Raw genomic sequence first — 22,885 nt, 5'->3', positions numbered from 1 at the left:
TTGTGTGTCATGCGTGAGAAAGACATCCGGGACATCCGGGACTCCAAGGTGCTCGCGGCGATGTCGCACCCGCTGCGCCGCCGCCTGCTCGACCTCCTGCGCCTCGACGGGCCCGCGACCGCGTCGGTGCTCGCCGCGAAAACCGGCCAGGCGGTCGGCAACATCAGCCACCACGTCAAGGTGCTGGCCGCCGTCGACCTCGTCGAGGAGGCCCCGGAACTGGCTCGTGACCAGCGGGAACGCTGGTGGCGTCGCACGTCCGACGGCATCCGCTGGGCCGCGGCGGACTTCCCCGACGACCCGGTCGCGGAAGCCGCGGAGCAGCTGAACCTCGAACACCAGGCGGCCATCTACCGCGAGTGGCTGAACCAGCGCGACTCCGAGCCGGAGCCCTGGCGTTCGGCGGGCGCGTTCGCCACCGACGACTGGGCGCGCCTGTCCGTCGACGAGATCCGCGAACTGGACGAGCGGATCCTCGCGCTGTTCACCGAGTACTCGCTCCGGGAGATCCCGGACGACGGCCAGGAGCGGCGGCCCGTCTTCCTCGTCGCGAGGGCTTCGGTGGGTCAGCCGTGAAGGGGCTCTGGGGGAACAGGGACTTCCGGCTGCTCTGGACCGGCGAGACCACGAGCATGCTCGGCAGCATGGTGGCGACCACGGCGTTGCCGCTGGTCGCGGTGGTCACTTTGCAGGCGAGCACCTTCCAGGTCGCGCTCCTGACGGCGGTGGCCTGGCTGCCGTGGCTGCTCATCGGGCTGCCCGCCGGCGCGTGGGTCGACCGGCTGGCGAAGCGGCCGGTGATGCAGGTCTGCAACATCGTCTCGATGGCCGTTTTCGGCAGCGTCCCGCTCGCCGCCGCGTTCGGCGTGCTGACCATGCCGTACCTGCTGGCCGCGGCCCTGCTCGGCGGGATCGCCAAGGTGTTCTTCACCCTCGCCTATCGCGCATACCTCCCGGCGCTCGTCGCCGAGGGACAACTCCTGGAGGCCAACGCCAAGCTGCACGGCAGCGAGTCCGCGACGCAGGTCGCGGGGCCGGGCCTGGCCGGGCTGCTCGCCCAGATCTTCGGCCCGGTCAGCGGCATCCTGGCGGACGCGGTCAGCTTCGGTGTGTCCGTGCTCTGCGTGCGAGCGATCCGGGCCAGGGAGACCGTGGTCTCGGCCGAGCGGACGCCGCTGCGCACCCAGATCGCCGAGGGCCTGCGGTTCGTCGCCGGGGACCGGTACCTGCGGTCGATGATGGCGTTCGCCGCCGTCTCGAACCTCGCGCTCAGCGGGTACAGCTCCATCCAGATCGTCTTCCTGGCGCGCACCCTCGGCGCCGGTCCCGGTCTCGTCGGGCTGGTCCTGGCGCTGGCCGCCCTCGGCGGGGTGCTCGGCGCGGCGGTCGCGGGCCGGCTGAGCACGCGCTTCGGCGCGGCCCGCGCCTTCCTCCTGTGTGAGATCTTCGCGGCTCCGATGATGCTGCTCGGTCCGCTGAGCAGCCCCGGCTGGGGGTTGGGACTGTTCGTGCTGGCGGTCTTCGGTGTCTGCGCGGGCGTCGTCGCCTCGAACGTGCTGACCACGACGTTCCGGCAGCAGTACTGTCCGCCCGAGCTGTTCGGCCGGATCACCTCGAGCGCCTCGCTCGTCTCCTACGGCACGATCCCGCTGGCCGGGGTGCTCGGTGGCGTGCTGGGCGAAGCGATCGGTGTCCGGGGGACGTTGTGGGTGGCGTCCGCCGTGCTGATCATCGCGTTGCCGCTGCTGGCGCCGTATCGGAAGCTGCGGGACTTCCCGGTCAGAGGAGCAGGACGTCCACTTCGTCCCCAACCGCTGCCGACGTGACGTCCTCCGGCAGCACGATCAGGCAGTTGGCCTGGGTGAACGCGGCCAGCAGGTGCGAGCCCGGCCCGCCGCGCGGTCCGACGATCCCGGTGACCTCCCGGTCGGACGGGGTGAACACGCCCCGGCGGTACTGACGGCGCCCGGACGGTGAGCTCATCGCCTCGGTCAGCCGGGCCCGCACCCGCCGTCGCGAGACGTCGGTGTGACCCAGCGCCGTCAGGATCGCCGGGCGCAGGAACGCCTCGAACGACACCAGCACGCTGACCGGGTTGCCGGGCAGCGCCACCACGGGGACGCCGTGCCAGCGCCCGCTGCCCTGCGGCCCGCCCGGCTGCATCGCGATCTTCGCGAACTCGACGCCCTGTCCGGTCAGTGCGTCCTTCACCACTTCGTACGCGCCGGCGCTGACGCCACCGGAGGTGACCAGCAGGTCGGTGCCGTCCAGCTTCGGCTCGATGACCTTCCGGAACTCCTCGACGTCGTCGACGACGCTGCGGACCACCTCGACCTCGCAGCCGAGGCCGCGGATCGCCGCGGCGAGCATCACGCTGTTGGACTCGTAGATCTGGCCGTGCCGCAGCGGGGCCGGCGCGTCGATCAGCTCAGTGCCGGTCGAGGCCACCAGCACCCGCAGCGGCCGGTGCACCCGCACCTCGGCGAGGCCGACCGCGGCCGCCAGGCCCAGCTGCGAGTGGCCCAGCACGGTGCCCGCGTGCAGGGCGACCTCGTCGGCGACGACGTCCTCGCCGGTGTGCCGGATGTGCGCGCCTTCGCGGGCGGGCGCCGAGAACGTCACCGTTTCCGTGCCGCCGTCGGTGTCCTCGACCATCACGACGGCGTCCGCGCCCGGCGGCAGCGGCGCGCCGGTCATGATCCGCTGCGCGGTGCCCGGTTCGAGGGGCCGGACGTCGACCCGGCCCGCCGGGATGTCGTCGGCGACCGGCAGCGTCACCGGGGACGCGGTGACATCGGCCGCGCGGACCGCGTAGCCGTCCATCGCGGAGTTGTCGAAGGGCGGCAGCGAGACGCCGGCGCGCACGTCCTCGGCCAGGACGAGGCCGGCCGCGGCGGCGAGGGGCAGCGTGGTCGCGGGGGCCGTGCCGAGGAGCGCGGCGACGCGGTCGCGGTAGTCGTCGACGGAGATCACCGGACCATCCTCCCCGTGTTCCGGGCGCATGCAAGACTCTGCCCCGACAAGCGCACGCCACAGGGGAGCACGCATGCAGGTCGGAATCCGTCAACAGCCTTCGTTCGCCGTCGCCCGGCTGATGCTGGCGCCCGGCGAGCCGTGCCAGGTCGAGTCCGGCGCGATGATGGCCACCAGCTACGGCGTGCAGGTGCAGTCGCAGGCGCAGGGCGGGATCATGAAGGGCCTCGGCCGCGCCTTCCTCTCCGGCGAGTCCTTCTTCATCTCCACCTTCACCGCGCCGCCGAACGGCGGCTGGGTCGACGTCGCCGCCAACCTGCCCGGCGACATCCAGGTGCTCACCCTCGACGGCCGCACTGGCTGGGCCGTCACCCGCGGCTGCTGGCTCGCGTCGTCGCACGGCGTGCAGACCGAAACCAAGTGGGGCGGGATGAAGAACCTGATGGGCGGCGAGGGCGGCTTCCTGACCCATGCCACCGGCCAGGGCCAGCTGCTCGTCAGCTGCTACGGCGCGGTCGAGACCATCACCCTGCAGCAGGGCGAGATGGTGACCATCGACACCGGGCACGTCGTCGCGTACGCCGACACCGTGCAGTACCAGATCCGGAAGGTCGCGCAGGGCATCATCCAGTCGATGAAGAGCGGCGAAGGCCTGGTGTTCGACTTCGTCGGTCCCGGCCAGATCATGACGCAGACGCGCAACCCGTCCGCGCTGATCGGCTGGATCGTCTCCCACGTCCCCTCACGCTGATGCGCGTCCAGACCCGGCACACGCCCGTTTTCGGCGTCGCCCGCGTCCTGCTGGACCCGGGGGAGGCCGTGCGCGCCGCGCCGGAAACCCTGCTCGCCAGCCGATTCGGCGTCATCGAGACGCCGGCGGGCCGCGGCGGCGTGCGCGCGGGCAAGAGCACGACGGTCGTCTACACCGCGCCGTCCGACGGCGGCTGGATCGACTTCGCGCCGCTGCGCCCCGGCGACGTCTACCCGCTCGAGGTGAGTGGCGGCACGGGCTGGTCGGTGCACCGCGACGCGGTACTGGTGCGGCCGTCGACGGTCCGGCACGACCCCGGCTGGGTGCCGCTGCAGCAGCTCTTCGGCGCCGATTCGGGGTTTCTCGAGCACTACAGCGGAACCGGGCCGCTCGTGCTGGCCGCGCCGGGCCCGGTGGACGCGTTCGAGCTCGGCAAGGGGGAGCTGGTCACGGTCCGGCCGGACTACCTGCTGGCCTACCCCGACACGATCCAGTGCCGGCTGCGGGCCCTCGATCCGGGCGGGCCGCAGTCACTGCGCACCGGCGAAGGGCTCGCGCTCGACTTCGCGGGTCCCGGGACGGTGCTCGTGCACGCGCGGAACAGACGCCTTTCGGGTTCGTGATCTTCGGACGAATTGCCCATTGCCGAGGGGAATAATTCCGGTAGCGTGATTGGCACTCCGCCGCTGGCATCCGCTCGGGCCAGCGGATCCTTTGTGCTGAGGGAGGGCGCCGTGGCTGTCGGCACCGTCAAATGGTTCAACTCGGAAAAGGGCTACGGGTTCATCGAATCCACGGAGGGGCCGGACGTGTTCGTCCACTATTCGGCCATCCAGTCCGAAGGATTCCGCACTCTGGACGAAGGCGACCGCGTCGAGTTCGAAGTGCAGTCCGGCCGCGACGGTCGTAGCCAGGCAGCCGACGTCCGCAAAGTTTCATAGCAGGCCGGTCAGCTGATCGGTGAACCCCCGGCAGGCGCCGAACCAGGGGCGTTAGGCTGCGGGCGTGACAGGCGATGTGTCGGGGGACCTCACCGGTCGCCGGCTGGGCAACTACCGCATCGACGGGGTGCTCGGCAAGGGCGGCATGAGCGTGACCTACAAGGCCACGGACGTGCGGCTCGGCCGCAAGGTGGCCCTGAAGGTCATCGGTGACCACCTCGGGGCCGACGCCGAGTTCCGCGAGCGGTTCGTCGACGAGGCGCGCAACACCTCCGCGATCGACCACGCCAATGTCGTGCCGCTGTACGACTTCGGCGAACTCGACGGCATGCTCTACATCGCCATGCGGATGGTCGACGGCGGCGATCTCGCCGGGTTGGTCTCGGGGGGACCGATCGCGCCCGCGCGCGCCCTGACGATGCTCGACCAGGTCGCGGACGCGCTCGACACGCTGCACAACCGTGGTTTGGTCCACCTCGACGTCAAGCCGGCGAACGTGCTGGTGACGAAGAAGGAGACCTCGCGCGAGCACGTGTACGTCGCCGACTTCGGGCTGACCCGGCGCGGCGCGACCGGGCACCGGACGCGCGGCGGCGACTTCCTCGGCTCGCCCACGTACGCGGCTCCCGAGCACCTGCGCGGGGAGCCGCTGGACGGGCGCACCGACCAGTACGCGCTGACGTGCGTCCTCTACGCCTGCCTCACCGGCAGCCCGCCGTTCAAGGGCGACGTCCCGACGGTGATCAAGGGACACCTCAACGGCGAGCCGCCGGCGATCTCCCGCGCGGTCGCGCTGCCGCCGTCGATCGACGAGGTGATCCGCCGCGGCATGGCCAAGAACCCCGCCGACCGCTACCCCAGCTGCGTCGAGATGGTCGCGGCCGCGCGCCGGGCGCTCGGCCCCCTCGCCACGTCGGACACCCCGCCGGGCCCGCCCGGGTCCCATTCGGGCGGAATCCCCGCGCCGCAGCGTCCTGGTCAGGTACAACAGGGGCCGCACCAGAACAGCGCACCGCAGGGAGAGGGGGCCCCCGTGCACCCGTACGGAGGACAGCAGCAGCCCGGCTACGGTCAGGGCCCCGGACCGCAGGGCCCGCAAGGCCCGCCGCCGCAGGGCATGCCACCCCAGAGTTACGGCTACCCCCAGCAGGGACCTCCGCAGGGCATGCCGCCCCAGGGCCCGCCGCCGGGATACGGCTACCCCCAGCAGGGCATGCCGCCGCAGGGTCCGCCGCCGGGCTACGGGCCGCCGGGCGACCCGATGCGGCTGCGCCCGCCCATGCCCGCGGGCGGCGCGGGCGCGTTCCACCAGCCGAAGAGCAGCGGTGGCAAGAAGTGGCTCTTCGTCGTCCTCGGCCTGGTGGTCGTGGCCGGGCTGATCGTCGGCGCGATCTTCCTGTTCAGTGACGGCGGCAGCGGTGGTGGCGGGAGCCAGACCACCGCGCCGAACATCCCGGTCGGCCCGGGTGACTCGCAGGCCAACCCGACCTCCTCGCTGAACGCACCGCCGCCGTCGATCAGCATCAAGCCGAGTTCCTGATCGTGCGACGCTGAGCTGGGCTTCTTGCACTCTCCCCCCGAGAGTGCTAAACACGAACTTGGCACTCGACGCCGTCGAGTGCCAAAGGTCGGGACGGTGAGGCTGACCCCCACCCGGGTGCAGTCGTCCGTCGCGGGCACCGAGCCTGGCCGAGGAAAGAGTCCTGCTGCCGCCGCTGACGACAGCGCGGCGGCTGCGCCCTATACCGGAGGACCACACCGCAATGGCCAAACTGATCGCGTTCGACGAGGACGCCCGCCGCGGTCTCGAGCGCGGCTTGAACACCCTCGCCGAAGCCGTCAAGGTGACCCTCGGCCCGCGGGGCCGGAACGTCGTGCTCGAAAAGAAGTGGGGCGCGCCGACCATCACCAACGACGGTGTCTCCATCGCCAAGGAGATCGAGCTCGAGGACCCGTGGGAGAAGATCGGGGCCGAGCTCGTCAAGGAAGTTGCCAAGAAGACCGACGACGTCGCGGGTGACGGCACCACCACCGCCACCGTGCTCGCCCAGGCCCTGGTCAAGGAAGGCCTGCGCAACGTCGCCGCCGGCGCCGACCCGATCAGCCTGAAGCGCGGCATCGAGGCGGCCGTCGAGGCCATCACCGAGCAGCTGCACAAGGCCGCCGTCCAGATCGAGACCAAGGAGCAGATCGCTGCTACCGCCTCGATCTCGGCCGCTGACCGCACCATCGGCGAGCTGATCGCCGAGGCGCTGGACAAGGTCGGCAAGGAAGGCGTCGTCACCGTCGAGGAGAGCAACACCTTCGGCCTCGAGCTCGAGCTCACCGAGGGCATGCGCTTCGACAAGGGCTACATCTCCGGTTACTTCGTGACCGACCCGGAGCGTCAGGAAGCCGAGCTCGAGGACCCGTACATCCTCCTCTTCGGCTCCAAGATCTCCACCGTCAAGGACGTGCTGCCGCTGCTGGAGAAGGTCATCCAGTCCGGCAAGCCGCTGCTGATCATCGCCGAGGACGTCGAGGGCGAGGCGCTGGCCACCCTGATCGTCAACAAGATGCGCGGCACCTTCAAGTCCGTCGCCGTCAAGGCCCCGGGCTTCGGTGACCGCCGCAAGGCGATCCTGCAGGACATCGCGATCCTGACCGGTGGCCAGGTCATCTCCGAGGACGTCGGCCTCAAGCTGGAGAACGCGGACCTGTCCCTGCTGGGCAAGGCGCGCAAGGCCGTCATCACCAAGGACGAGACGACCATCGTCGAGGGTGCGGGCGACGCCGACCAGATCCAGGGTCGCGTCAACCAGATCCGCGCCGAGATCGACAACTCGGACTCGGACTACGACCGCGAGAAGCTGCAGGAGCGGCTCGCGAAGCTGGCCGGCGGCGTGGCCGTCATCAAGGCCGGCGCCGCGACCGAGGTCGAGCTCAAGGAGCGCAAGCACCGCATCGAGGACGCGGTGCGCAACGCGAAGGCCGCCGTGGAAGAGGGCATCGTCGCCGGTGGTGGCGTGGCCCTGATCCAGGCCGCCGAAGCCGCGTTCGCGGGCCTGAAGCTCGAGGGCGACGAGGCCACTGGTGCCAACATCGTCAAGGTGGCCGTCGAGGCCCCGCTCAAGCAGATCGCGATCAACGCCGGCCTCGAGGGCGGCGTCGTGGTGGAGAAGGTCAAGGGCCTGCCGCAGGGTCACGGCCTCAACGCCGCCACGGGTGTCTACGAGGACCTGCTCGCCGCCGGCGTGCCGGACCCGACGAAGGTCACCCGCTCCGCGCTGCAGAACGCCGCGTCCATCGCGGCGCTGTTCCTGACCACCGAGGCCGTCGTGGCGGACAAGCCGGAGAAGGCTTCGGCCGCTCCCGCCGACCCGTCCGGTGGCATGGGTGGCATGGACTTCTGAGTCCGGCTGCTTTCCGGGAAGCCCGGTCCGCTTCGGCGGGCCGGGCTTTTCCTATGGTTTGGTGAAGAACCAGACGGCGTAGGCGCCGACGATGACAACGCCGAGCGCGAGCACGCCGAGGCCCCCGAGCCAGGCGGTGCTCTTGTCGTCGGCTTCCATCCCGACGACGATGGCGCCGATCCCGGTGAGCAGAACCCAGATCGCCAGTCCCGCGGCGGTGTAGAGCACCAACTTGGCGGCCTTGACGCCACCGGCGTCCCCCGAAGCCAGCACGGCGTAGGCGGCGAAGGCGGTCAACCCCAGCCCGACGATCAGGTACAACCCACCCAAGATCCCGACGACGACCTTGGGTGCGGTGTTTCCGTGATCCACGAGCGCGAACCCTAACCCCTCGAACGGGATTCGCGCCGTGGTTTTGGGCCACTCGGCCCAACGGCCACGACCGAACGGCCCGGACGTCCCCTGGCGTCCGGGCCGTTCGATTTGTCCCCCGGCCCGCGCCCCCCGGCGCGAGCGTCTTCAGTGCACCCCCGGCCTCCGGCGGGCCCCGGCTCCCCCTGCGAGCCGGAGCCCGCCCGGGTTCAGGAGTCCTCTTCGGGCGTCAGAATCGCGGCGGCGACGTAGACCGGAATGGCAATCCCGACCGAAAGGAACACGGCGGCGACCAACCCGAGCCGCAGGACGGTGGCATCGACGCCGAGGTAGGTGGCCCACCCACCGCAGACACCGGTGAGCATCTTGTCGCTCCGGCTGCGGCGGAGCTTCTTGGTGGTTTCCGGGGTGTACACGCTGTTCGTCATGGCTCAATGGTGTCTTCCGCGGTGGCCTGCCCACATCGGGAACGGCCCGGACCCCGACCCTGAACTTGCCCTCGGGGACGCCCTGGTGCCCGCCGCTGCCGCGGGTTCCGGGCTGAGTTGTCCCCAAGTCGAGTCGGGTGTGGATAGCCGTCGGCGGAACCAGACTTTTCGGGCTTCTGCCGCTGGCGGGCCGATAGACTGAACCTGGGGACGCCCCCCTGGGAGCGGCGGGGGAGTTTCTGCGGGAGGGTGGGCTGCGGCAAAGTCCGGTCAGCGAAACGGCGGGCACGATCGGCGACACCGGCCACTGCCGACCCCGGTACCCACGGCCCAGCCCATGAGGGGTGACTTGGCCGGAAGGGCGGCGTTCCCGGCCCGCCCGCGGGGAAAACCAGGTGCTCCCGCCCCGGCCGGCGGGCTACAACTACCGACCATGAAGCACGACAACCCCGAGTTCGCCGCGATCGCCGAGCAGGGCACCATCCTGCGCTGCCAGGTCGGGTCCGGCCTGCACGGCACCGCCGTCGATGGTCAGGATGACCGCGACGAAATGGGGCTGTGCGTCGAACCCGCCGAATACGTCACCGGGCTGCGGCGGTTCGAGCAGTACGTTTTCCGCACCCAGCCCGAAGGCGTGCGGTCCGGCCCCGGCGACCTCGACCTCATCGTCTACTCGCTGCGCAAGTGGATGCGCCTGGCCCTGACCGGAAATCCCACCATCTTGCTGCCGCTTTTCGTGCCGGACGCGGAGATCGTGCGGATCACCGAGCTCGGCCACGAGCTGCGCGCCAACGCCGACCGGGTCGTCTCGCGGCAGGCCGGCCCGCGGTTCGCCGGGTACCTGCGGACGCAGCGCAAGCGAATGCTCGAAGGGCAGCTGCGGGTCAACCGGCCCGAGCTGATCGAAAAGTACGGCTTCGACACGAAGTACGCCATGCACATGGTCCGCCTCGGGGTCCAGGGCGTCGAGCTGCTGGAGACCGGCCGGATGACGCTGCCGATCGCCGAGCCGTGGCTGAGCTGGCTGCGTGATCTGCGTCGCGGGAAGCACACCCAGGACGAAGCCGTCGCCGCCGCGGCCGAGCTGGAAGACCGGCTCGACCGGCTGTCGCGCGGTGCCTCACCGCTGCCCGAAGAGCCCGACCGCGACTGGGCGAACCAGTGGCTGGTGCACGCCTACGACTCCGCCTGGCGGGCTTGACGCCGGGTCCGCGCGCTCAGCTCAGCGCGCGGACCCGGTTCAGCCGGTCTTCCCAGGCCGCCGCGACCTCGGGTGACGCTGCGTAGGCCGCCGTGGGTTCCGGAGCGGTACGAGGAACCGGGAGGAAACCGTCCACAGGGGACAGTGATGCTGGGCAGACGTCCCCTTCCAGCAACGAAAGCGTCCCGAGTCCACAAGCGAATTCCAGCGACGGCAGCGCGCCGGCCAGTGCCAGGCCCGCCGCCAGGCCCACGCTCGTCTCCACCGCCGACGACACCACGCACGGCAGCCCGCACGCCTCGGCGACCTCCAACGCCCGCCGCACACCCCCGAGGGGGGCGACCTTCAGGACCGCGATGTCCGCCGCCCCGGCGACCGCCACCTTCAGCGGGTCCTCGGCGCGGCGGATCGACTCGTCGGCGGCGATCCGGACGTCGACCCGGCGCCGCACCGCGGCCAGGTCCTCGATCGACGGGCACGGCTGCTCCGCGTACTCCAGCCCGCCCGCCGCCTTGTCGAGGTCCGCGATCGCCCGCACCGCCGTGTCGACGTCCCACGCCATGTTCGCGTCGACGCGGATCGCGCCGCCGGGGCCGAGCGCGTCGCGGACCGCCTCGACCCGCGCACAGTCGTCCGCGAGCGAGACGCGCGGATCCGCGACCTTCACCTTCGCCGTCCGGCAGCCGGAGGCGCGGACCAGTTCGTGCGCTTTCGCGGGCTCGACCACCGGGACCGTCGTGTTCACCTCGACGCGGTCGCGGACCGGCGCGGGCCAGCCCGCTTCGGCCGCTTCCAGCGCCGACCGCAGCCACGGCACGCTCTCGGCGTCGGAGTAGTCGGCGAACGGGCAGAACTCGCCCCAGCCCGCCGGGCCGGGCAGCAGCACCCCCTCACGGACGGTGATGCCGCGGAACCGGGTGCGCAGGGGAATCGCGTAGACCTTCATCGAGGCCGATCATGCCACTGTGCCGGACCGCGCAAACAGGTGCCGAACTGCGGGTTTCCGGACAGAATGACCCCGTGGTCCTCGATTTCCGCGTGCTGGGTCCGGCCGAGGTCACGGCCGACGGCCGCCCGGTACCGCTCGGGGGCAGCCGGCCGCTGATCGTGCTGGCCGGCCTTCTGCTGCGCGCGAACCGGGTCGTGCCGGTCGACGAGCTCGGCCGCTGGCTGTGGAACGACGACCGCCGCCGCTCCAGGGCGCGCTCCAGACGTACGTGCTGCGCCTGCGCCGGGCGCTGGGCGACCAGGTCGCGATCCGCACCGAGAGCGGCGGCTACCGGATCGAGCTCGACGACGACCTGCTCGACCTCACCCGGTTCCGCGCGCTGGCCGTCCGCGGCAAGGCGGCGATGGACCGCGGCGAGAGCCGCCGGGCGGCCGCGCACTTCGCCGAAGCGCTCGGGCAGTGGCGCGGCCCGGCGCTGCTGAACGTCGAGTCCGACGCGCTGCACCGCGACGAAGCCGGCCAGCTGGCCGAGGAACGGCTGCGCGTGCGCGAGCTGTGGGCGGACGCGCTGCTCGAAGTCGGCGAGTACGGCACGGTCGTCCCCGAACTCACCCGCCTGACCAGGGAAAACCTACTGCGGGAGCGGCTGCACGAGCAACTGATGACCGCGCTGTACCGGTCGGGCCGCCAAGCCGAGGCGCTGGAGGTGTACCGCCGGATCAGCGGCGTGCTGGCCGACGAGCTCGGGCTCGACCCCGGCCCGTCGCTGCAGCGCACCCGACAGGCGATCCTCACCGGCGCCGACCGTGACACCGCTCCCGCGCTCTACCGGCTCGGCGTCGAACCGCAGGTGCCCCGCCAGCTGCCCGCCGACCTGCGGACCTTCTCCGGGCGCGAGGGCGACCTCAAGGCGTTGCACGCGCTGCTGCCGGAGGCGGCTGACGCCGGCACGTCGACGCCGATCGCGTCCGTCGAAGGCATGGGCGGTATCGGCAAGACGACCCTGGCGGTGCACTTCGCGCACGAGATCGCGGACCGGTTCCCCGGCGGGCAGGTCCACCTCAACCTGCGCGGCTACGGCCCCGGCGAGCCGGTCGAGCCGTCGGCGGCGCTGGAGACGATGCTCACCGCGCTCGGCGTGCCGTGCGAGGCGATCCCCGGCGACCTCGACGGCCGCGCGGCGAGCTGGCGGACGCACACGGCCGGGCGGCGGCTGCTGATCCTGCTCGACAACGCCAACCGCACCGAACAGGTCAGCCCGCTGCTGCCCGGGCCCGGCTGCCTGGTCGTGATCACCAGCCGCTGGCAGCTGCGTGCACTGGTCGCGACGCACGGCGCGCACCGGATCGCGCTGGAGGAGCTCGGCGACGAAGACGCCGTCGCGCTGCTGGCGGCGACGATCGGGTTCGACCGGGTCGCCCGCGATCCGGCGGCGGCCGAGCGGTTCGTGCGCTACTGCGGCGGGCTGCCGCTGGCGATCCGGATCCTCGCCGTGCGCGCGGCGCAGTTCCCCGGCCTGGCGCTCGACGAGTTCGTCGGCTCCCTCGACAGCGACGTGCTCGGTTCGTTCGACCTCGCCGACGGCGAAGGCACCAACATCCGGTCGGTGTTTTCCTACTCCTACCAGGCCTTACAGCCGTCGACGGCCCGGTTGCTGCGGCTGCTCGGGCTGCTCACCGGCGTCGACTTCACCGCGCCGGCCGCGGCGGCGGTCGCCGGGCTGGACGTCGCCGCGACCCGGCCGATGCTCGAAACCCTGGCCGCCGCGCACCTGCTCGCCCAGCCGCGCCCGGGCCGCTACCAGTTCCACGACCTCATCCGCGCGTACGCCGCTTCGCAGGTCGATTCGGCTTCGGAGGGCGACGCCGCTTTGGACCGGTTGCTGGGCTGGTACCTGGCGTCGGCGCTGAACGCGTCACGGCTGATGCGGCCGGAGCGCTACTACCGGCTGCTGGAGCTCGACGACCTCGAGGGCGGGCTGACGTTCGGTTCGTACCACGAGGCGCTGGACTGGTTCGGCGAGGAGTACGCCAACCTCATCGCCGCGGTGCACCTGGCGCGGCGCCGCGGCCGCGACGACGTCTGCTGGAAGCTCGCCTGGCTGCTGCAGAGCTACTTCGTGACGCGCTCGCGGCTCGACGACTGGCGCTCGGTGTTCGCGGTGGCGCTCGAAGCCGCGCGGGCGAGCGGTCACCGGCCGGGCGAGGCGGGGATCCTGAGCGGGCTCGGCGTCGTCAACGGCGTCGCCCGGCAGTACGCCGAGTCCCGGCGGTACCTGGAGCAGGTGCTCGCGATCCAGCGCGAGCTCGAGGCGCGCGAAGGCGAGGCGCGGGCGCAGTACAACCTGGCGATGGCGGCGCACAACCTCGAAGACTGCACCTGGGCGTACGAGCACGGCGTGCAGGCGCTGGCGATCGTCCGCGAGCTGGGGCTGGGGCACTTCGAGGCGAGCGTGCTGCGGGCGCTGGGCGACATCTGCACGTCGATGGGCGACCACGAGCAGGCGCTGCGCCTGGCCGACGCGGCGCTGGCGATCCTGGGCCCGGACGGGCGTCCGGTGGACACGCGGTTCACGCAGCACACGCGCGGCCTGGCCCTGATCGGCCTCGGCCGGCTCGAGGAGGGCATCGCGTGCATCCGCGACTCGGTGGAGATGTTCTTCGCCATGGACGAGCAGTACGAGGCGGCGGACGTCCTGGCCCAGCTGGGCCAGGTCTATCTGCGCCACGGCGACGCGGCGCAGGCCCGCGAGTGCTGGCTCCGCTCGGTGCGCCTGCTGACGGAACTGGGCCACCCGGACGCGGACGACGTCCGCGCCAAGCTGGCGGCGCTGGTCGTGGTGGGCGTTTGAGCGGCGCTGTTCTCGGAACCGGACCGGCGCACGTGCCGACCCCCAGTGGCAGCACGCGAGCCGGTCCGGCCCGCACGCCCACTCAAGCCGACGGCGCTCACTGTCCGCTCACTGTCTCGTGATCGGGGCAACACCGAGCAGGTCGGCGAGGCATTCGGCGTTCCGGGGAGCCTCGACCTTGACGTCGTTGTCGAAGTAGACGTGCACGTCCCGCCGCCCGCCGTCGTGCCACCGCCGGATCCTTTCGGCCCAGGTGCGCAGGGCTTTGTCGGAGTAGCCGCTGACGTAGAGCTCTTCGTCGCCGTGCAGCCGGACGTAGGCGAAGTCGGCGGTCTGGTCTTCGAGGAACGGCCACTTGCCGGCGGTGTCGGCGACCACGAGGGCGATGCCGTGTTCTTCGAGGAGCTTCTTGGCGGTGGGCTCGGCGAAGCTGGGGTGCCGGACCTCCAGGGCGTGCTGCAGCGGTCTTTTCGTTTCCGCTTCGAGGTACGGCGTGCCTTTCAGCTTGTCGTCGTGCTTCGTCGCCAGCTGGGCAGCGTCGGTCGTGGTGCGCGGGAGCAAGGCGAAGAAGTTCGCGAGCCGATCGGGATCGAAGGACAGCCGCGGCGGGAGCTGCCATAGGAAGGGCCCGAGTTTCGCGCCGAGGGCGAGGACACCGGAGGCGTAGAAGTTCGCGAGCGCGGTCTCGACGTCCCGAAGCTGCTTCATGTGCGTGATGAAGCGCCCACCCTTGACGGCGAACCGGAAGTCGTCGGGGGTTTCGTCGAACCAGGCCCGGTAGCGTTCCGGGCGCTGCAAAGAGTAGAACGAGCCGTTGATTTCGACGGCGTTCATCCGGCGCGAGAGGTACTCGAGTTCGCGCCGTTGCGCGAGCTTGGGTGGGTAGAACACCCCGCGCCACGGGGGATAGCGCCACCCTGAGGTCCCGATCCGGATCTCGGCGATCGCTCTCACCGCCTTTCCGGGAGAGGTGATTCCCGCTCTCCGGGGGGCCCAAACGCGGCTCGGTCCGGACGGGCGGACCGGGGGTTGGGACAGGTGACCCGGGTTCTTGGACAGCCGTCTGTCGCGCCTTGGAGAAGACTGTCCTCGCCGGACGGGCAGGCTCTGGGATGGCCATCCCTTTGCGCTGTTGTCTCGCGTTTTCGGGTGGGTCGCTGGGTGGTCATCCCGTCGCCTGCGCGAGGCCTATCACTTTGAGCCGGGCCCGCAAGCTTGCGCTGTTGTCTCGCTTTGGTCTTGTGGTTGCGGGCCCGGCTCAAAGTGATTTGACGGCCTCAGGCGACGGGATGACCACCCAGCTCTTTGGGTGGCCGGTTCGGCGGCTTCGCTGCGCTGCGCTGCTCCGGGCCGCCGGGCCTTGGCTGCCGCCGGTTTCTGGTCCCGACCCGCCGATGGCTGACAGTCGGCCGCCCCGGTCCCGACCCGCCGGCTGGTGGCCGCTGCGCCGCTCGGGTCCCGGGACCCTGGCCTCGTCCCGCTGGCCCGGCCTGCCGGTCGCTGGTCCCAACCCGCTGGTCCCAACCCGCCGATTTCTGGTCTCGACCCGCGCCCGCAGCCCCGGCCTGCTGGTCCCTGGGTCCCAGCCCGCCTGCCCCCAGCTCCTGGCCCGACCGCGGTCCGCTGTACCGCCCTCACGCCCAGGAGAACCGCCAATGCCGCGACTGCACCAACCCGGACGCGTACTCCCGCAGATTCCCCGGCTGCCCCGCAAACGTAGGCAAACTGAATGCCCGATGCTCCGCCGCCACCGTCAGGGCGCGCGCCTGGTTCCGCGGCGGGGCCGCCACCGATAGCTCGATCGCGTCGAAGCCCAGGACCACCAGCGTGGCCCCGAACCTGTCCTCCCAGCTGCGCAACACCGCCGACAGCTCGGCCACCTGATCGGTGCACTTGATCATGCCCGTCCAGCCGAGCAGGGCCGGGATGTCGGCCGGTCGCTCGGTCTGGACCAAGCCGAGGCGGTGGGGTTCGCGGGTGGCCAGGATCGAGCCCGTGTTGCCCGCTTCGGCCAACGGGTCGGACCGGCGCGGGCTGCGCTTGGCCAGCCCCGGGAACCGGGCGCCGAACGGCCTCAGGCAGGCGCCGTCGCAGCAGGAGCCGTCCCACCAGCGGGACAGGGCTGCCGCCGGGTCGGCCGCTGCCACTCGGTGGCCCGCCGGGGCGAGCCGGCCGCGGTCGTCGATCCAGTCCTCGCCGTTCGCCGCGAAGCGCTGGTCGTGGGGGATCAGCACCGGCCAGAGCCCGGACCGCTCGAACTCGGCCACGCAGCCGAGGTAGCGCTCGGGCCGGGTCAGCGGCAGGTCGGACACCCACAGCCGGCCGTGCCACGACCCCGGTGGCAGAGTCTGGACCGGCGGTGCGGGAGTACCGGGGCGGAGCGGTGCGATCGTCATGGACGTCCCCTCGAACTTGTGTTCGGTTGCTGCACGTCGAACAGTAGTTCGAGGGTCCGACAATTTCCAGCGTTTTGGCCGCTCATCCGTTCGAGTGAATCCGCGAATCTGCAGGTCAGAGCCTTTCTGGGACGCATGTGACGCAAGATGTTGCTGAGACACGCCACTGCGCCGAAGGGGTGGTGCACTTCGTCAGGCCGGCCCGCGGCGGTGGCCGGCCGGGCGGCGGTTGCGGAGGCGGCCTGCGACGAACAGCCCGATCGCCAGCGCCACCGCCGCCAGCACGACGTACTGGAACACCGACGCGTAGCGGTCGACGAGTGACCAGCTCTCGCCGAGCAGGTAGCCCGCGACCACGAACGCCGTGTTCCACAACAGACTGCCCGCCGTGGTGAGCAGCAGGAACCGGCCGAACGGCATCCGCTCGACGCCCGCCGGCAGGGAAATCAGGCTGCGGAAGATCGGCACCATCCGGCCCAGGAACACCGCCTTGCCGCCGTGGCGGGTGAACCACGCTTCCGTGCGGTCGAAGTCCGCCACGGTCATCAGCGGGATGCGGCTCATCAGCGCGCGGGTGCGATCGCGGCCGAGCAGGGCGCCGAGCCAGTAGACGATCACCCCGCCGGCGAGCGAGCCCAGCGTCGTCCAGAACAGCGCGCCGAGCAAGGTGAACGCGCCCCGGCTGGCGGAGAACCCGGCCAGTGGCAGCACGAGCTCGCTGGGAATCGGGGGAAACAGGTTGTCGAGCCCGACGATGATCGCGGCACCGGGGCCGCCGAGCGCGTCGATGAGGCCGACGGCCCAGCCGGCCAGTCCGGTCATCGGTTCGGCGGTGGCGGTGGTGGTGGTGAGCAACAGGTCCATGCCGTCGAACCTAGGAATTCGGGCTGGTCAGGGCATTGCGGAAGACCACCCGGATGATTGCGGAAAACCGCAGTACGCGCCGCCGCCGATCTGGCTAGCCTCGAATGGTGATCATCCGGGCCGCACACACGACAGCAGGCGTCGGCCTCGGCGCGCTCATCGCGCTCGCCGAGGTGCTGTACGTCGTGGTGAGTGCGCCTCTGCTCGTCGTTCCCGCGACGCGCGAGGCCGTCTTGCGCGGCGCCCGGAAGTTCACCGACGTCGAACGCCGTCGGCAGCGGGTGTTCTTTGACAACTACATCAGTGAGGATTACGACGACCACCGCGCGCTGCGGTACCTCCTCCTGCGCGCCCCCGTCGGCCTGCTCGGGCTGGGCGTCTGGGCGTGCCTCGGCGCCGGCGTGGTGACGGCCGTGTTCTACAGCGGGCAGCTGGTCACCGGACGTGCACCCGGTGGCCGGGGCATCGGCACCGTCGTCGACTGGCTGCTGATCGCCGCGGCGGCGGTGATCGCGGTGTTCCTCTGCTGGCAGGGGATGGCCGGTGTCGCCGTGCTGGACGAGCGGGTGGCCAGCCGATGCCTCCGCCCGAGCCGCCGGGCGGTGATGGAGCGCCGGATGTCCCACCTCTTCGACACTCGCCGGGAGGTCGTCGAGGCGGTGAACGGTGAACGCCGCCGCATCGAGCGCGACCTGCACGACGGCGTGCAGCAGCGGCTGGTCGCCTTGGGCCTGTTGCTCGGCCGGGCCCGGCGCACGGGGAACGCCGACCTGGTCCGGCAAGCGCACGAGGAAGTGCAGGAATCGCTGCGCGAGCTGCGTGAGGTCGCTTGGCAGGTGTATCCGATCGGGCTGGACAAAAGCGGCCTCCGAGCCGCTCTCGAGTCCCTCGCCGAACGAGCGACGACCCCTGTCGAACTGCGGTACACGCTCACCGCAGAACCGTTGCTCCCGCTGGCGACCGTCATCTACTTCGTGGTGTCGGAGTCCGTCACCAACGCGGTCAAGCACTCCGGCGCGACGCGGATCGCCATCGACGTCCACGGCGACCACGAGAAGATCGTGGTGGATGTCACCGATGACGGCTCGGGCGGCGCCAGGACCACCGGTGGCGACGGGCTCGAGGGCCTGGCGCGGCGTGTGGCGGCCGCGGACGGGTTGTTCGGCGTGGTGAGTCCGGCCGGTGGCCCGACGCTCGTGCGGGCGATGCTGCCGTGGAGGTGATCCTGGCCGAGGACTCGACCCTGCTGCGCGAAGGCCTGGTGCGGCTGCTGGCGGAGGAAGGCCACGTCGTCGTCGCCGCGGTCGGTGACGGCGAAGCGCTGCTCGAAGCGGTCGGCGACCACCGGCCCGAAGTCGTCGTCACCGACGTGCGGATGCCGCCGACCCACACCGACGAAGGTCTGCGCGCCGCCCTCGAGATCCGGGAGAAGTGGCCGGAAATCGGGGTGCTCGTCCTCTCGCAATACGTCGAGAAGCGGTACGCCGCCCGGTTGATCAGCGGCGACCGCGGCCGGGTCGGCTACCTGCTCAAGGACCGTGTCGCCCAGGTCGGCGAGTTCCTCGACGCCTTGGAACGGGTGGCGGGCGGCGGCGCCGCCTTCGACCCGGAGGTCGTGCGGCGGCTGGTGGCCCGCTCGTCCCACGAGATCGCGCTGAGCCGGCTGACCCAGCGCGAGCGGGAGGTCCTGGAGAAGATGGCGCAGGGGCACACCAACGCGAGCATCGCGCAACTGCTGTACATCTCGCAGAGCTCGGTCGAAAAGCACGCGAACGCGATCTTCGACAAGCTGGACCTGCCCCAGGCGGCCGGCTACAGCCGCCGGGTGCTGGCCGTGCTGCGTTACCTGGGCTCGTAACCTCGGCGGCCACGGTGACCATCGAGGCGGGAGGGGCGGAAGTGGCCGATCGGTACGGGCGATCCGAGCTGCACTACTGCGCGCTGGACGGCGACGGCGCGCAGGCGCGGGCACTGCTCGCCGCGGGGCTCGACCCCGACGCGGCCGACCAGCAGGGCCACACGCCGTTGCACCTGGCCACCCAGCAGGGAAACGTCGAGGTCGCCACGGTGCTGCTGGACGCGGGCGCCCGCGTCGACGCGGTCAACGAGTACGGGAACTCGCCGCTCTTCGCCGCCGTGTTCGCCTACCGGGGCCGCGGTGACCTCATCGAGCTGCTGCGGCGACACGGCGCCGATCCGCACCGGGCCAACATCTCCGGGCAGACGCCGGTCGGCCTGGCCCGGCTCATCGCGAACTACGACGTCAGGAAGTACTTCGCCGACGTCGGCTGACCCGGCTCAGAGCGGCCGGAGCAGGTCGTCCGCGTCCACGATGTGGTAGGCGTACCCCTGCTCGGCCAGGAACCGCTGCCGGTGCGCCGCGTACTCCGTGTCCACGGTGTCGCGCGAGACGATCGAGTAGAAGTGCGCCTGCCGCCCGTCGCCCTTCGGGCGCAGCAGCCGTCCGAGGCGCTGGGCCTCCTCCTGCCGCGAGCCGAACGTCCCCGAGATCTGGATCGCCACCGACGCTTCCGGCAGGTCGATCGAGAAGTTGGCGACCTTCGACACCACGAGCGTCCGGATCTCGCCCCGCCGGAACTTGTCGAACAGCTCCTCGCGCTCCTTGTTGCGGGTCGCGCCCTGGATCACCGGGGCGTCGAGCTCGTCGCCGAGCATCTCCAGCTGGTCGAGGTAGGCGCCGATGACCAGCGTCGGCTCGCCCGCGTGCTTGGCCACGATCGACTTGATCACCGGGGTCTTCGTCAACGCCGTCGCCGCCAGCTTGTATCGCTCGTCGGCCTCGGCGGTGGCGTACTCGAGGCGCTCGGCGTCGGTCAGCGTCACGCGGACCTCGGTGCACTCGGCCGGCGCGATCCAGCCCTGCGCCTCGATGTCGCGCCACGGCACGTCGTAGCGCTTCGGGCCGATCAGCGAGAAGACGTCGCCCTCGCGGCCGTCCTCGCGCACCAGCGTCGCGGTCAGGCCGAGGCGCCGCCGGGACTGCAGGTCCGCCGTCATCCGGAACACCGGTGCCGGCAGCAGGTGGACCTCGTCGTAGACGACCAGGCCCCAGTCGCGGGAGTCGAACAGCTCCAGGTGCTTGTACTCGCCCTTGGTCTTGCGGGTGATCACCTGGTAGGTCGCGATGGTGACCGGCCGGATCTCCTTCTTCTCCCCGGAGTACTCGCCGATCTCCTCCTCGGTCAGCGACGTCCGCGCGATCAGCTCGCGCTTCCACTGGCGCCCGGCGACCGTGTTCGTCACCAGGATCAGCGTGGTCGCCGCCGCCTTGGCCATCGCCGCCGCGCCGACCATCGTCTTGCCCGCCCCGCACGGCAGCACGACGACGCCCGAGCCGCCCGCCCAGAACGCCTCCGCCGCCTGGCGCTGGTAGTCGCGCAGCTGCCAGTCCGACTCGTCCAGCGCGATGGGGTGCGCCTCGCCGTCGACGTACCCGGCGAGGTCCTCGGCCGGCCAGCCGACCTTCAGCAGCGCCTGCTTCAGCCGCCCGCGCTCGGACGGGTGCACGATGACGGTGTCCTCGTCGATCCGGGCACCCAGCATCGGGCTGATCTTCTTGTTCCGGACGACCTCGGCCAGCACCGCGCGGTCGGTGGTCGACATGACCAGCCCGTGCGCCGGGTGGTTGGCGATCTGCAGCCGCCCGAACCGGCCCATGACGTCGACGACGTCGATCAGCAGGGGCTGCGGCACCGGGAAGCGCGAGTACGTCGTCAGCGCGTCCACGACCTGCTCGGCGTCGTGGCCCGCGGCGCGCGCGTTCCACAAGGCCAGCGGCGTGATCCGGTACGTGTGGACGTGCTCCGGCGCCCGTTCGAGCTCGGCGAACGGCGCGATCGCGATCCGCGCGTCATCGGCCTGGGGGTGGTCGACCTCCAGGAGCACGGTCTTGTCGGACTGGACGATCAGCGGGCCATCAGTCACAACTACTGTTATACGTGCCTCGCTCCGGTCCGCTCCGTTCGCGGGTCCGCCGGTGGGACGAGGTGCCGAGGGGATCACTGGAGGGCACGTTGACCACACCGCCGTTCGAGGACAACCCGTTCCGGTCGCCGGGCTACCCGCCGTCCACGCCGATGCCGCCGGTTCCGGGGCCGCAGCAGATCCCGCACTGGTTCACCACGAAGGTGCGGATCACGCTGGTCGCGTGCGTCGTCGCCGCGCTGGGCCTCGGCGCGCTGGGTGCGGTGGGCGTCTACTGGGCCGGCCGCAGCGGCCCGCCGTCGGACGGCGACTGCCTGTACCTGACGCGCGAGGGGGCCGGCAAGCTCGCCTACCACCGCGTCGGCTGCAGCGCGAACAACGCGACGTACAAGGTCGAGAACGCCTACCACGGGGCCATCGCGTGCGCCTCCGGCGACTACGTGCGGTTCCGGCTCGGCTCCGGCGCCGGCCAGACGCTCTGCCTGGCCCTGAACGTCAAGGCCGGCGACTGCCTGCGTGACGTCGACGACGAAAGCACGATCGGCAAAGTGTCCTGCACCGACCCGGCGGCGCAGGAGCGCGTCGAGATCCTGTCCGGCTTCGACCGCGAGGACAAGTGCGAGGGCGCCGACAAGGTGCTCAGCTACGCCGGCCCGCCGTCCCGCACGGTGTGCCTGATCAAGACGGGCGAGAACATCTAGCCGCTGGGTGACCTACGTCATAGCGGCTAGTACCCGGTGTCGGGGAGCAGGCCCTGGACGTCGAGGCGGTTCGCCAGCAGGCCCGAGTTGTGCATCAGGTCGGCGACGCGCTGCAGCCGGATGCCGTTGAGCGACGCCGGGTACGAGCCGAGCGAGATCAGCGCGGCCGTCGTCGTGTCGATGTCGGAGAACTTCGGCAGCGCGTCACGCACGACCGCCGGGTCCGTCGCGCTCTGCTGGGCCGCACCCAGCGCGGTGCGGAACGCCCGGAGCGTCCGCGGGTTGGCCTGCGCGAACGGTTTCGCCGCCGCGTAGCCCGACAGCGGGAAGTCGAGCGTCGAACCGCGGGCGCCGTCGGCCAGGATGTGCGCGCCGAGGTCCTTCTCGGCGCGGGTGATGTACGGCTCGATCATCAGCGCGGCGTCGGCGTCGCCCGCCTGCAGCGCCTGCGGCATCCGGTCGAACGGGATGGCCGTGAACTTGATCTTCGACTGGTCGACACCCGCGGTGACCAGCACCGAACGCGCGACGAGCGCGCCGACGTCGTCGAGCATGTTCACCGCGATCTTGGGCGACCGCTTCCCCGTCGGCACGGTGTAGTCCGAGTCCGGCAGCGTCACCAGGGCCATAGTGTTGGGGCCGGACGTGTAGGCCTCGCCCTGCAGCTGCAACGCCGTCCCGCCGGCCGCGGCGCGGAACATTGCGATGTCGGAGGCGAAGGTGACGTCGAGGTCGCCGGCGGCCAGTTTCGCGAGCCCGTCGTCGGCGCCGAGTTCGACGAGCTGCACGGTCAGCCCGGCGGAGCCGAACTTCCCGGCCGCCACGGCGATCCGCAGCGGGGCCGTGTCGATGGCGTTGCCCACACCGACGCGCAGGGTGGTCCGCTCGAGCGGCGGCGGGGGCGCGGGGGTGCCGGACGAGAACACGGTGCACCCCGCGGTCGCCAGGAGCGCCGCTACCAGCGGAATCAGCCGTCCGCGTCTGATCATGAACCTTCACCTACCGCGAGAATCTGGTTCTCGTGCTGGATCGTATGGTCCCCGCCCCATACGATCGCGGGCAGGGCCGTATCGTGCCAGCGCGGCTTTCGGATCTTCATGGGGCGGGCTACCGTTCAGTAG

Annotated in this window: 22 protein-coding genes; 13 read left to right on the top strand and 9 right to left on the bottom strand. The window is 71.2% G+C overall.

What is annotated here, in order from left to right:
- Positions 1-9 precede the first annotated feature (9 nt).
- Both IE317_RS18745 and IE317_RS18740 read left to right on the top strand, forming a co-directional pair.
- Positions 10-576 carry a winged helix-turn-helix domain-containing protein gene (locus IE317_RS18745; RefSeq protein ID WP_191311775.1) on the top strand — a complete coding sequence of 189 codons (567 nt, stop codon included), beginning with the start codon at positions 10-12 and terminating at the stop codon, positions 574-576.
- Positions 573-1,826 (top strand): MFS transporter, encoded by a 1,254-nt coding sequence (locus IE317_RS18740; RefSeq protein ID WP_191311773.1) that lies wholly within the window; start codon positions 573-575, stop codon positions 1,824-1,826. The genes IE317_RS18745 and IE317_RS18740 overlap by 4 nt, the downstream gene beginning before the upstream one ends.
- Here the strand turns inward: IE317_RS18740 and moeA are convergent.
- Entirely contained in the window at positions 1,780-2,973 is a 1,194-nt protein-coding gene (moeA, locus tag IE317_RS18735) for a molybdopterin molybdotransferase MoeA (RefSeq protein WP_191311771.1), read from the bottom strand. The two genes, IE317_RS18740 and moeA, sit on opposite strands and share 47 nt — an antisense overlap.
- A gap of 73 nt (positions 2,974-3,046) precedes the next feature.
- Between moeA and IE317_RS18730 the strand changes: the two genes are divergently transcribed.
- From IE317_RS18730 to groL, 5 genes are all read left to right on the top strand, one after another.
- The gene (locus IE317_RS18730; RefSeq protein WP_191311768.1) at positions 3,047-3,724 is read left to right on the top strand and encodes a TIGR00266 family protein; all 678 of its coding nucleotides are present in this window, start codon (positions 3,047-3,049) and stop codon (positions 3,722-3,724) included.
- Complete coding sequence (locus IE317_RS18725; protein ID WP_191311765.1) at positions 3,724-4,347, top strand: AIM24 family protein; 624 nt, start codon at positions 3,724-3,726, stop codon at positions 4,345-4,347. The genes IE317_RS18730 and IE317_RS18725 overlap by 1 nt, the downstream gene beginning before the upstream one ends.
- Before the next feature lie 111 nt (positions 4,348-4,458).
- Entirely contained in the window at positions 4,459-4,665 is a 207-nt protein-coding gene (locus tag IE317_RS18720; RefSeq protein WP_003085446.1) for a cold-shock protein, read from the top strand.
- Positions 4,666-4,729: 64 nt separating this feature from the next.
- On the top strand, positions 4,730-6,205 hold the full coding sequence (locus tag IE317_RS18715) for a serine/threonine-protein kinase (protein ID WP_191311763.1): 1,476 nt from the start codon (positions 4,730-4,732) through the stop codon (positions 6,203-6,205).
- A 223-nt stretch (positions 6,206-6,428) separates the two neighbouring features.
- Positions 6,429-8,057: a chaperonin GroEL gene (groL, locus tag IE317_RS18710; RefSeq protein ID WP_191311760.1), complete on the top strand. Its 1,629-nt coding sequence runs from the start codon at positions 6,429-6,431 to the stop codon at positions 8,055-8,057.
- Between the two features lie 51 nt (positions 8,058-8,108).
- Here groL and IE317_RS18705 read toward each other — a convergent pair whose 3' ends face one another.
- Together IE317_RS18705 and IE317_RS18700 are read right to left on the bottom strand one after the other, a co-directional pair.
- Positions 8,109-8,429 carry a hypothetical protein gene (locus IE317_RS18705; protein WP_191311757.1) on the bottom strand — a complete coding sequence of 107 codons (321 nt, stop codon included), beginning with the start codon at positions 8,427-8,429 and terminating at the stop codon, positions 8,109-8,111.
- A gap of 209 nt (positions 8,430-8,638) precedes the next feature.
- Positions 8,639-8,857, bottom strand: coding sequence for a PspC domain-containing protein (locus IE317_RS18700; RefSeq protein ID WP_191311755.1), 219 nt, complete (start codon positions 8,855-8,857; stop codon positions 8,639-8,641).
- Positions 8,858-9,290: 433 nt separating this feature from the next.
- Here IE317_RS18700 and IE317_RS18695 point away from each other — a divergent pair, with 433 nt between their 5' ends.
- Positions 9,291-10,058, top strand: a complete 768-nt coding sequence (locus tag IE317_RS18695) for a nucleotidyltransferase domain-containing protein (protein WP_191311752.1) — start codon at positions 9,291-9,293, stop codon at positions 10,056-10,058.
- 16 nt (positions 10,059-10,074) lie between these two features.
- On the opposite strand, the gene IE317_RS18690 is transcribed toward IE317_RS18695, so the two are convergent.
- Entirely contained in the window at positions 10,075-11,004 is a 930-nt protein-coding gene (locus tag IE317_RS18690) for an o-succinylbenzoate synthase (protein ID WP_191311750.1), read from the bottom strand.
- A gap of 226 nt (positions 11,005-11,230) precedes the next feature.
- Here IE317_RS18690 and IE317_RS18685 point away from each other — a divergent pair, with 226 nt between their 5' ends.
- The gene (locus IE317_RS18685) at positions 11,231-13,858 is read left to right on the top strand and encodes an AfsR/SARP family transcriptional regulator (RefSeq protein WP_229902784.1); all 2,628 of its coding nucleotides are present in this window, start codon (positions 11,231-11,233) and stop codon (positions 13,856-13,858) included.
- Positions 13,859-13,966: 108 nt separating this feature from the next.
- Here IE317_RS18685 and IE317_RS18680 read toward each other — a convergent pair whose 3' ends face one another.
- The 3 genes from IE317_RS18680 to IE317_RS18670 form a co-directional block, all read right to left on the bottom strand.
- Positions 13,967-14,812 (bottom strand): DUF72 domain-containing protein, encoded by an 846-nt coding sequence (locus IE317_RS18680; RefSeq protein ID WP_191311747.1) that lies wholly within the window; start codon positions 14,810-14,812, stop codon positions 13,967-13,969.
- Positions 14,813-15,492: 680 nt separating this feature from the next.
- On the bottom strand, positions 15,493-16,254 hold the full coding sequence (locus IE317_RS18675; protein WP_191311745.1) for a DUF4253 domain-containing protein: 762 nt from the start codon (positions 16,252-16,254) through the stop codon (positions 15,493-15,495).
- Positions 16,255-16,446: 192 nt separating this feature from the next.
- On the bottom strand, positions 16,447-17,118 hold the full coding sequence (locus IE317_RS18670; protein ID WP_191311742.1) for a DedA family protein: 672 nt from the start codon (positions 17,116-17,118) through the stop codon (positions 16,447-16,449).
- Between the two features lie 104 nt (positions 17,119-17,222).
- Here IE317_RS18670 and IE317_RS18665 point away from each other — a divergent pair, with 104 nt between their 5' ends.
- Genes IE317_RS18665 through IE317_RS18655 form a run of 3 tightly spaced genes read left to right on the top strand, consistent with a single transcriptional unit; the run spans position 17,223 to position 19,410 of the window.
- Positions 17,223-18,341 carry a sensor histidine kinase gene (locus IE317_RS18665; protein WP_191311740.1) on the top strand — a complete coding sequence of 373 codons (1,119 nt, stop codon included), beginning with the start codon at positions 17,223-17,225 and terminating at the stop codon, positions 18,339-18,341.
- Positions 18,332-18,976, top strand: a complete 645-nt coding sequence (locus IE317_RS18660; RefSeq protein WP_191311737.1) for a response regulator — start codon at positions 18,332-18,334, stop codon at positions 18,974-18,976. The genes IE317_RS18665 and IE317_RS18660 overlap by 10 nt, the downstream gene beginning before the upstream one ends.
- A gap of 41 nt (positions 18,977-19,017) precedes the next feature.
- On the top strand, positions 19,018-19,410 hold the full coding sequence (locus IE317_RS18655; protein WP_191311735.1) for an ankyrin repeat domain-containing protein: 393 nt from the start codon (positions 19,018-19,020) through the stop codon (positions 19,408-19,410).
- 6 nt (positions 19,411-19,416) lie between these two features.
- On the opposite strand, the gene IE317_RS18650 is transcribed toward IE317_RS18655, so the two are convergent.
- The gene (locus tag IE317_RS18650) at positions 19,417-21,063 is read right to left on the bottom strand and encodes a DNA repair helicase XPB (protein ID WP_191311732.1); all 1,647 of its coding nucleotides are present in this window, start codon (positions 21,061-21,063) and stop codon (positions 19,417-19,419) included.
- 89 nt (positions 21,064-21,152) lie between these two features.
- On the opposite strand from IE317_RS18650, the gene IE317_RS18645 reads away from it, so the two are divergent.
- On the top strand, positions 21,153-21,764 hold the full coding sequence (locus IE317_RS18645) for an LppU/SCO3897 family protein (RefSeq protein WP_191311730.1): 612 nt from the start codon (positions 21,153-21,155) through the stop codon (positions 21,762-21,764).
- A gap of 26 nt (positions 21,765-21,790) precedes the next feature.
- Here IE317_RS18645 and IE317_RS18640 read toward each other — a convergent pair whose 3' ends face one another.
- Positions 21,791-22,753, bottom strand: coding sequence for an ABC transporter substrate-binding protein (locus tag IE317_RS18640; protein ID WP_191311728.1), 963 nt, complete (start codon positions 22,751-22,753; stop codon positions 21,791-21,793).
- Positions 22,754-22,885: the final 132 nt, after the last annotated feature.

Source organism: Amycolatopsis bullii (genome assembly GCF_014654205.1).
Lineage (GTDB): Bacteria > Actinomycetota > Actinomycetes > Mycobacteriales > Pseudonocardiaceae > Amycolatopsis > Amycolatopsis plumensis.
This window is presented reverse-complemented; position numbering and strand designations above follow the sequence as displayed.

What these genes read in the sequence shown, in the direction of transcription:
- IE317_RS18640 (WP_191311728.1), bottom strand. Translation starts at nt 22,753, where the DNA reads ATGATCAGACGCGGACGGCTGATTCCGCTGGTAGCGGCGCTCCTGGCG.
- IE317_RS18695 (WP_191311752.1), top strand. Translation starts at nt 9,291, where the DNA reads ATGAAGCACGACAACCCCGAGTTCGCCGCGATCGCCGAGCAGGGCACC.
- IE317_RS18670 (WP_191311742.1), bottom strand. Translation starts at nt 17,118, where the DNA reads ATGGACCTGTTGCTCACCACCACCACCGCCACCGCCGAACCGATGACC.
- IE317_RS18725 (WP_191311765.1), top strand. Translation starts at nt 3,724, where the DNA reads ATGCGCGTCCAGACCCGGCACACGCCCGTTTTCGGCGTCGCCCGCGTC.
- IE317_RS18730 (WP_191311768.1), top strand. Translation starts at nt 3,047, where the DNA reads ATGCAGGTCGGAATCCGTCAACAGCCTTCGTTCGCCGTCGCCCGGCTG.
- IE317_RS18745 (WP_191311775.1), top strand. Translation starts at nt 10, where the DNA reads ATGCGTGAGAAAGACATCCGGGACATCCGGGACTCCAAGGTGCTCGCG.
- IE317_RS18675 (WP_191311745.1), bottom strand. Translation starts at nt 16,254, where the DNA reads ATGACGATCGCACCGCTCCGCCCCGGTACTCCCGCACCGCCGGTCCAG.
- IE317_RS18700 (WP_191311755.1), bottom strand. Translation starts at nt 8,857, where the DNA reads ATGACGAACAGCGTGTACACCCCGGAAACCACCAAGAAGCTCCGCCGC.
- IE317_RS18665 (WP_191311740.1), top strand. Translation starts at nt 17,223, where the DNA reads ATGGTGATCATCCGGGCCGCACACACGACAGCAGGCGTCGGCCTCGGC.
- groL (WP_191311760.1), top strand. Translation starts at nt 6,429, where the DNA reads ATGGCCAAACTGATCGCGTTCGACGAGGACGCCCGCCGCGGTCTCGAG.
- IE317_RS18690 (WP_191311750.1), bottom strand. Translation starts at nt 11,004, where the DNA reads ATGAAGGTCTACGCGATTCCCCTGCGCACCCGGTTCCGCGGCATCACC.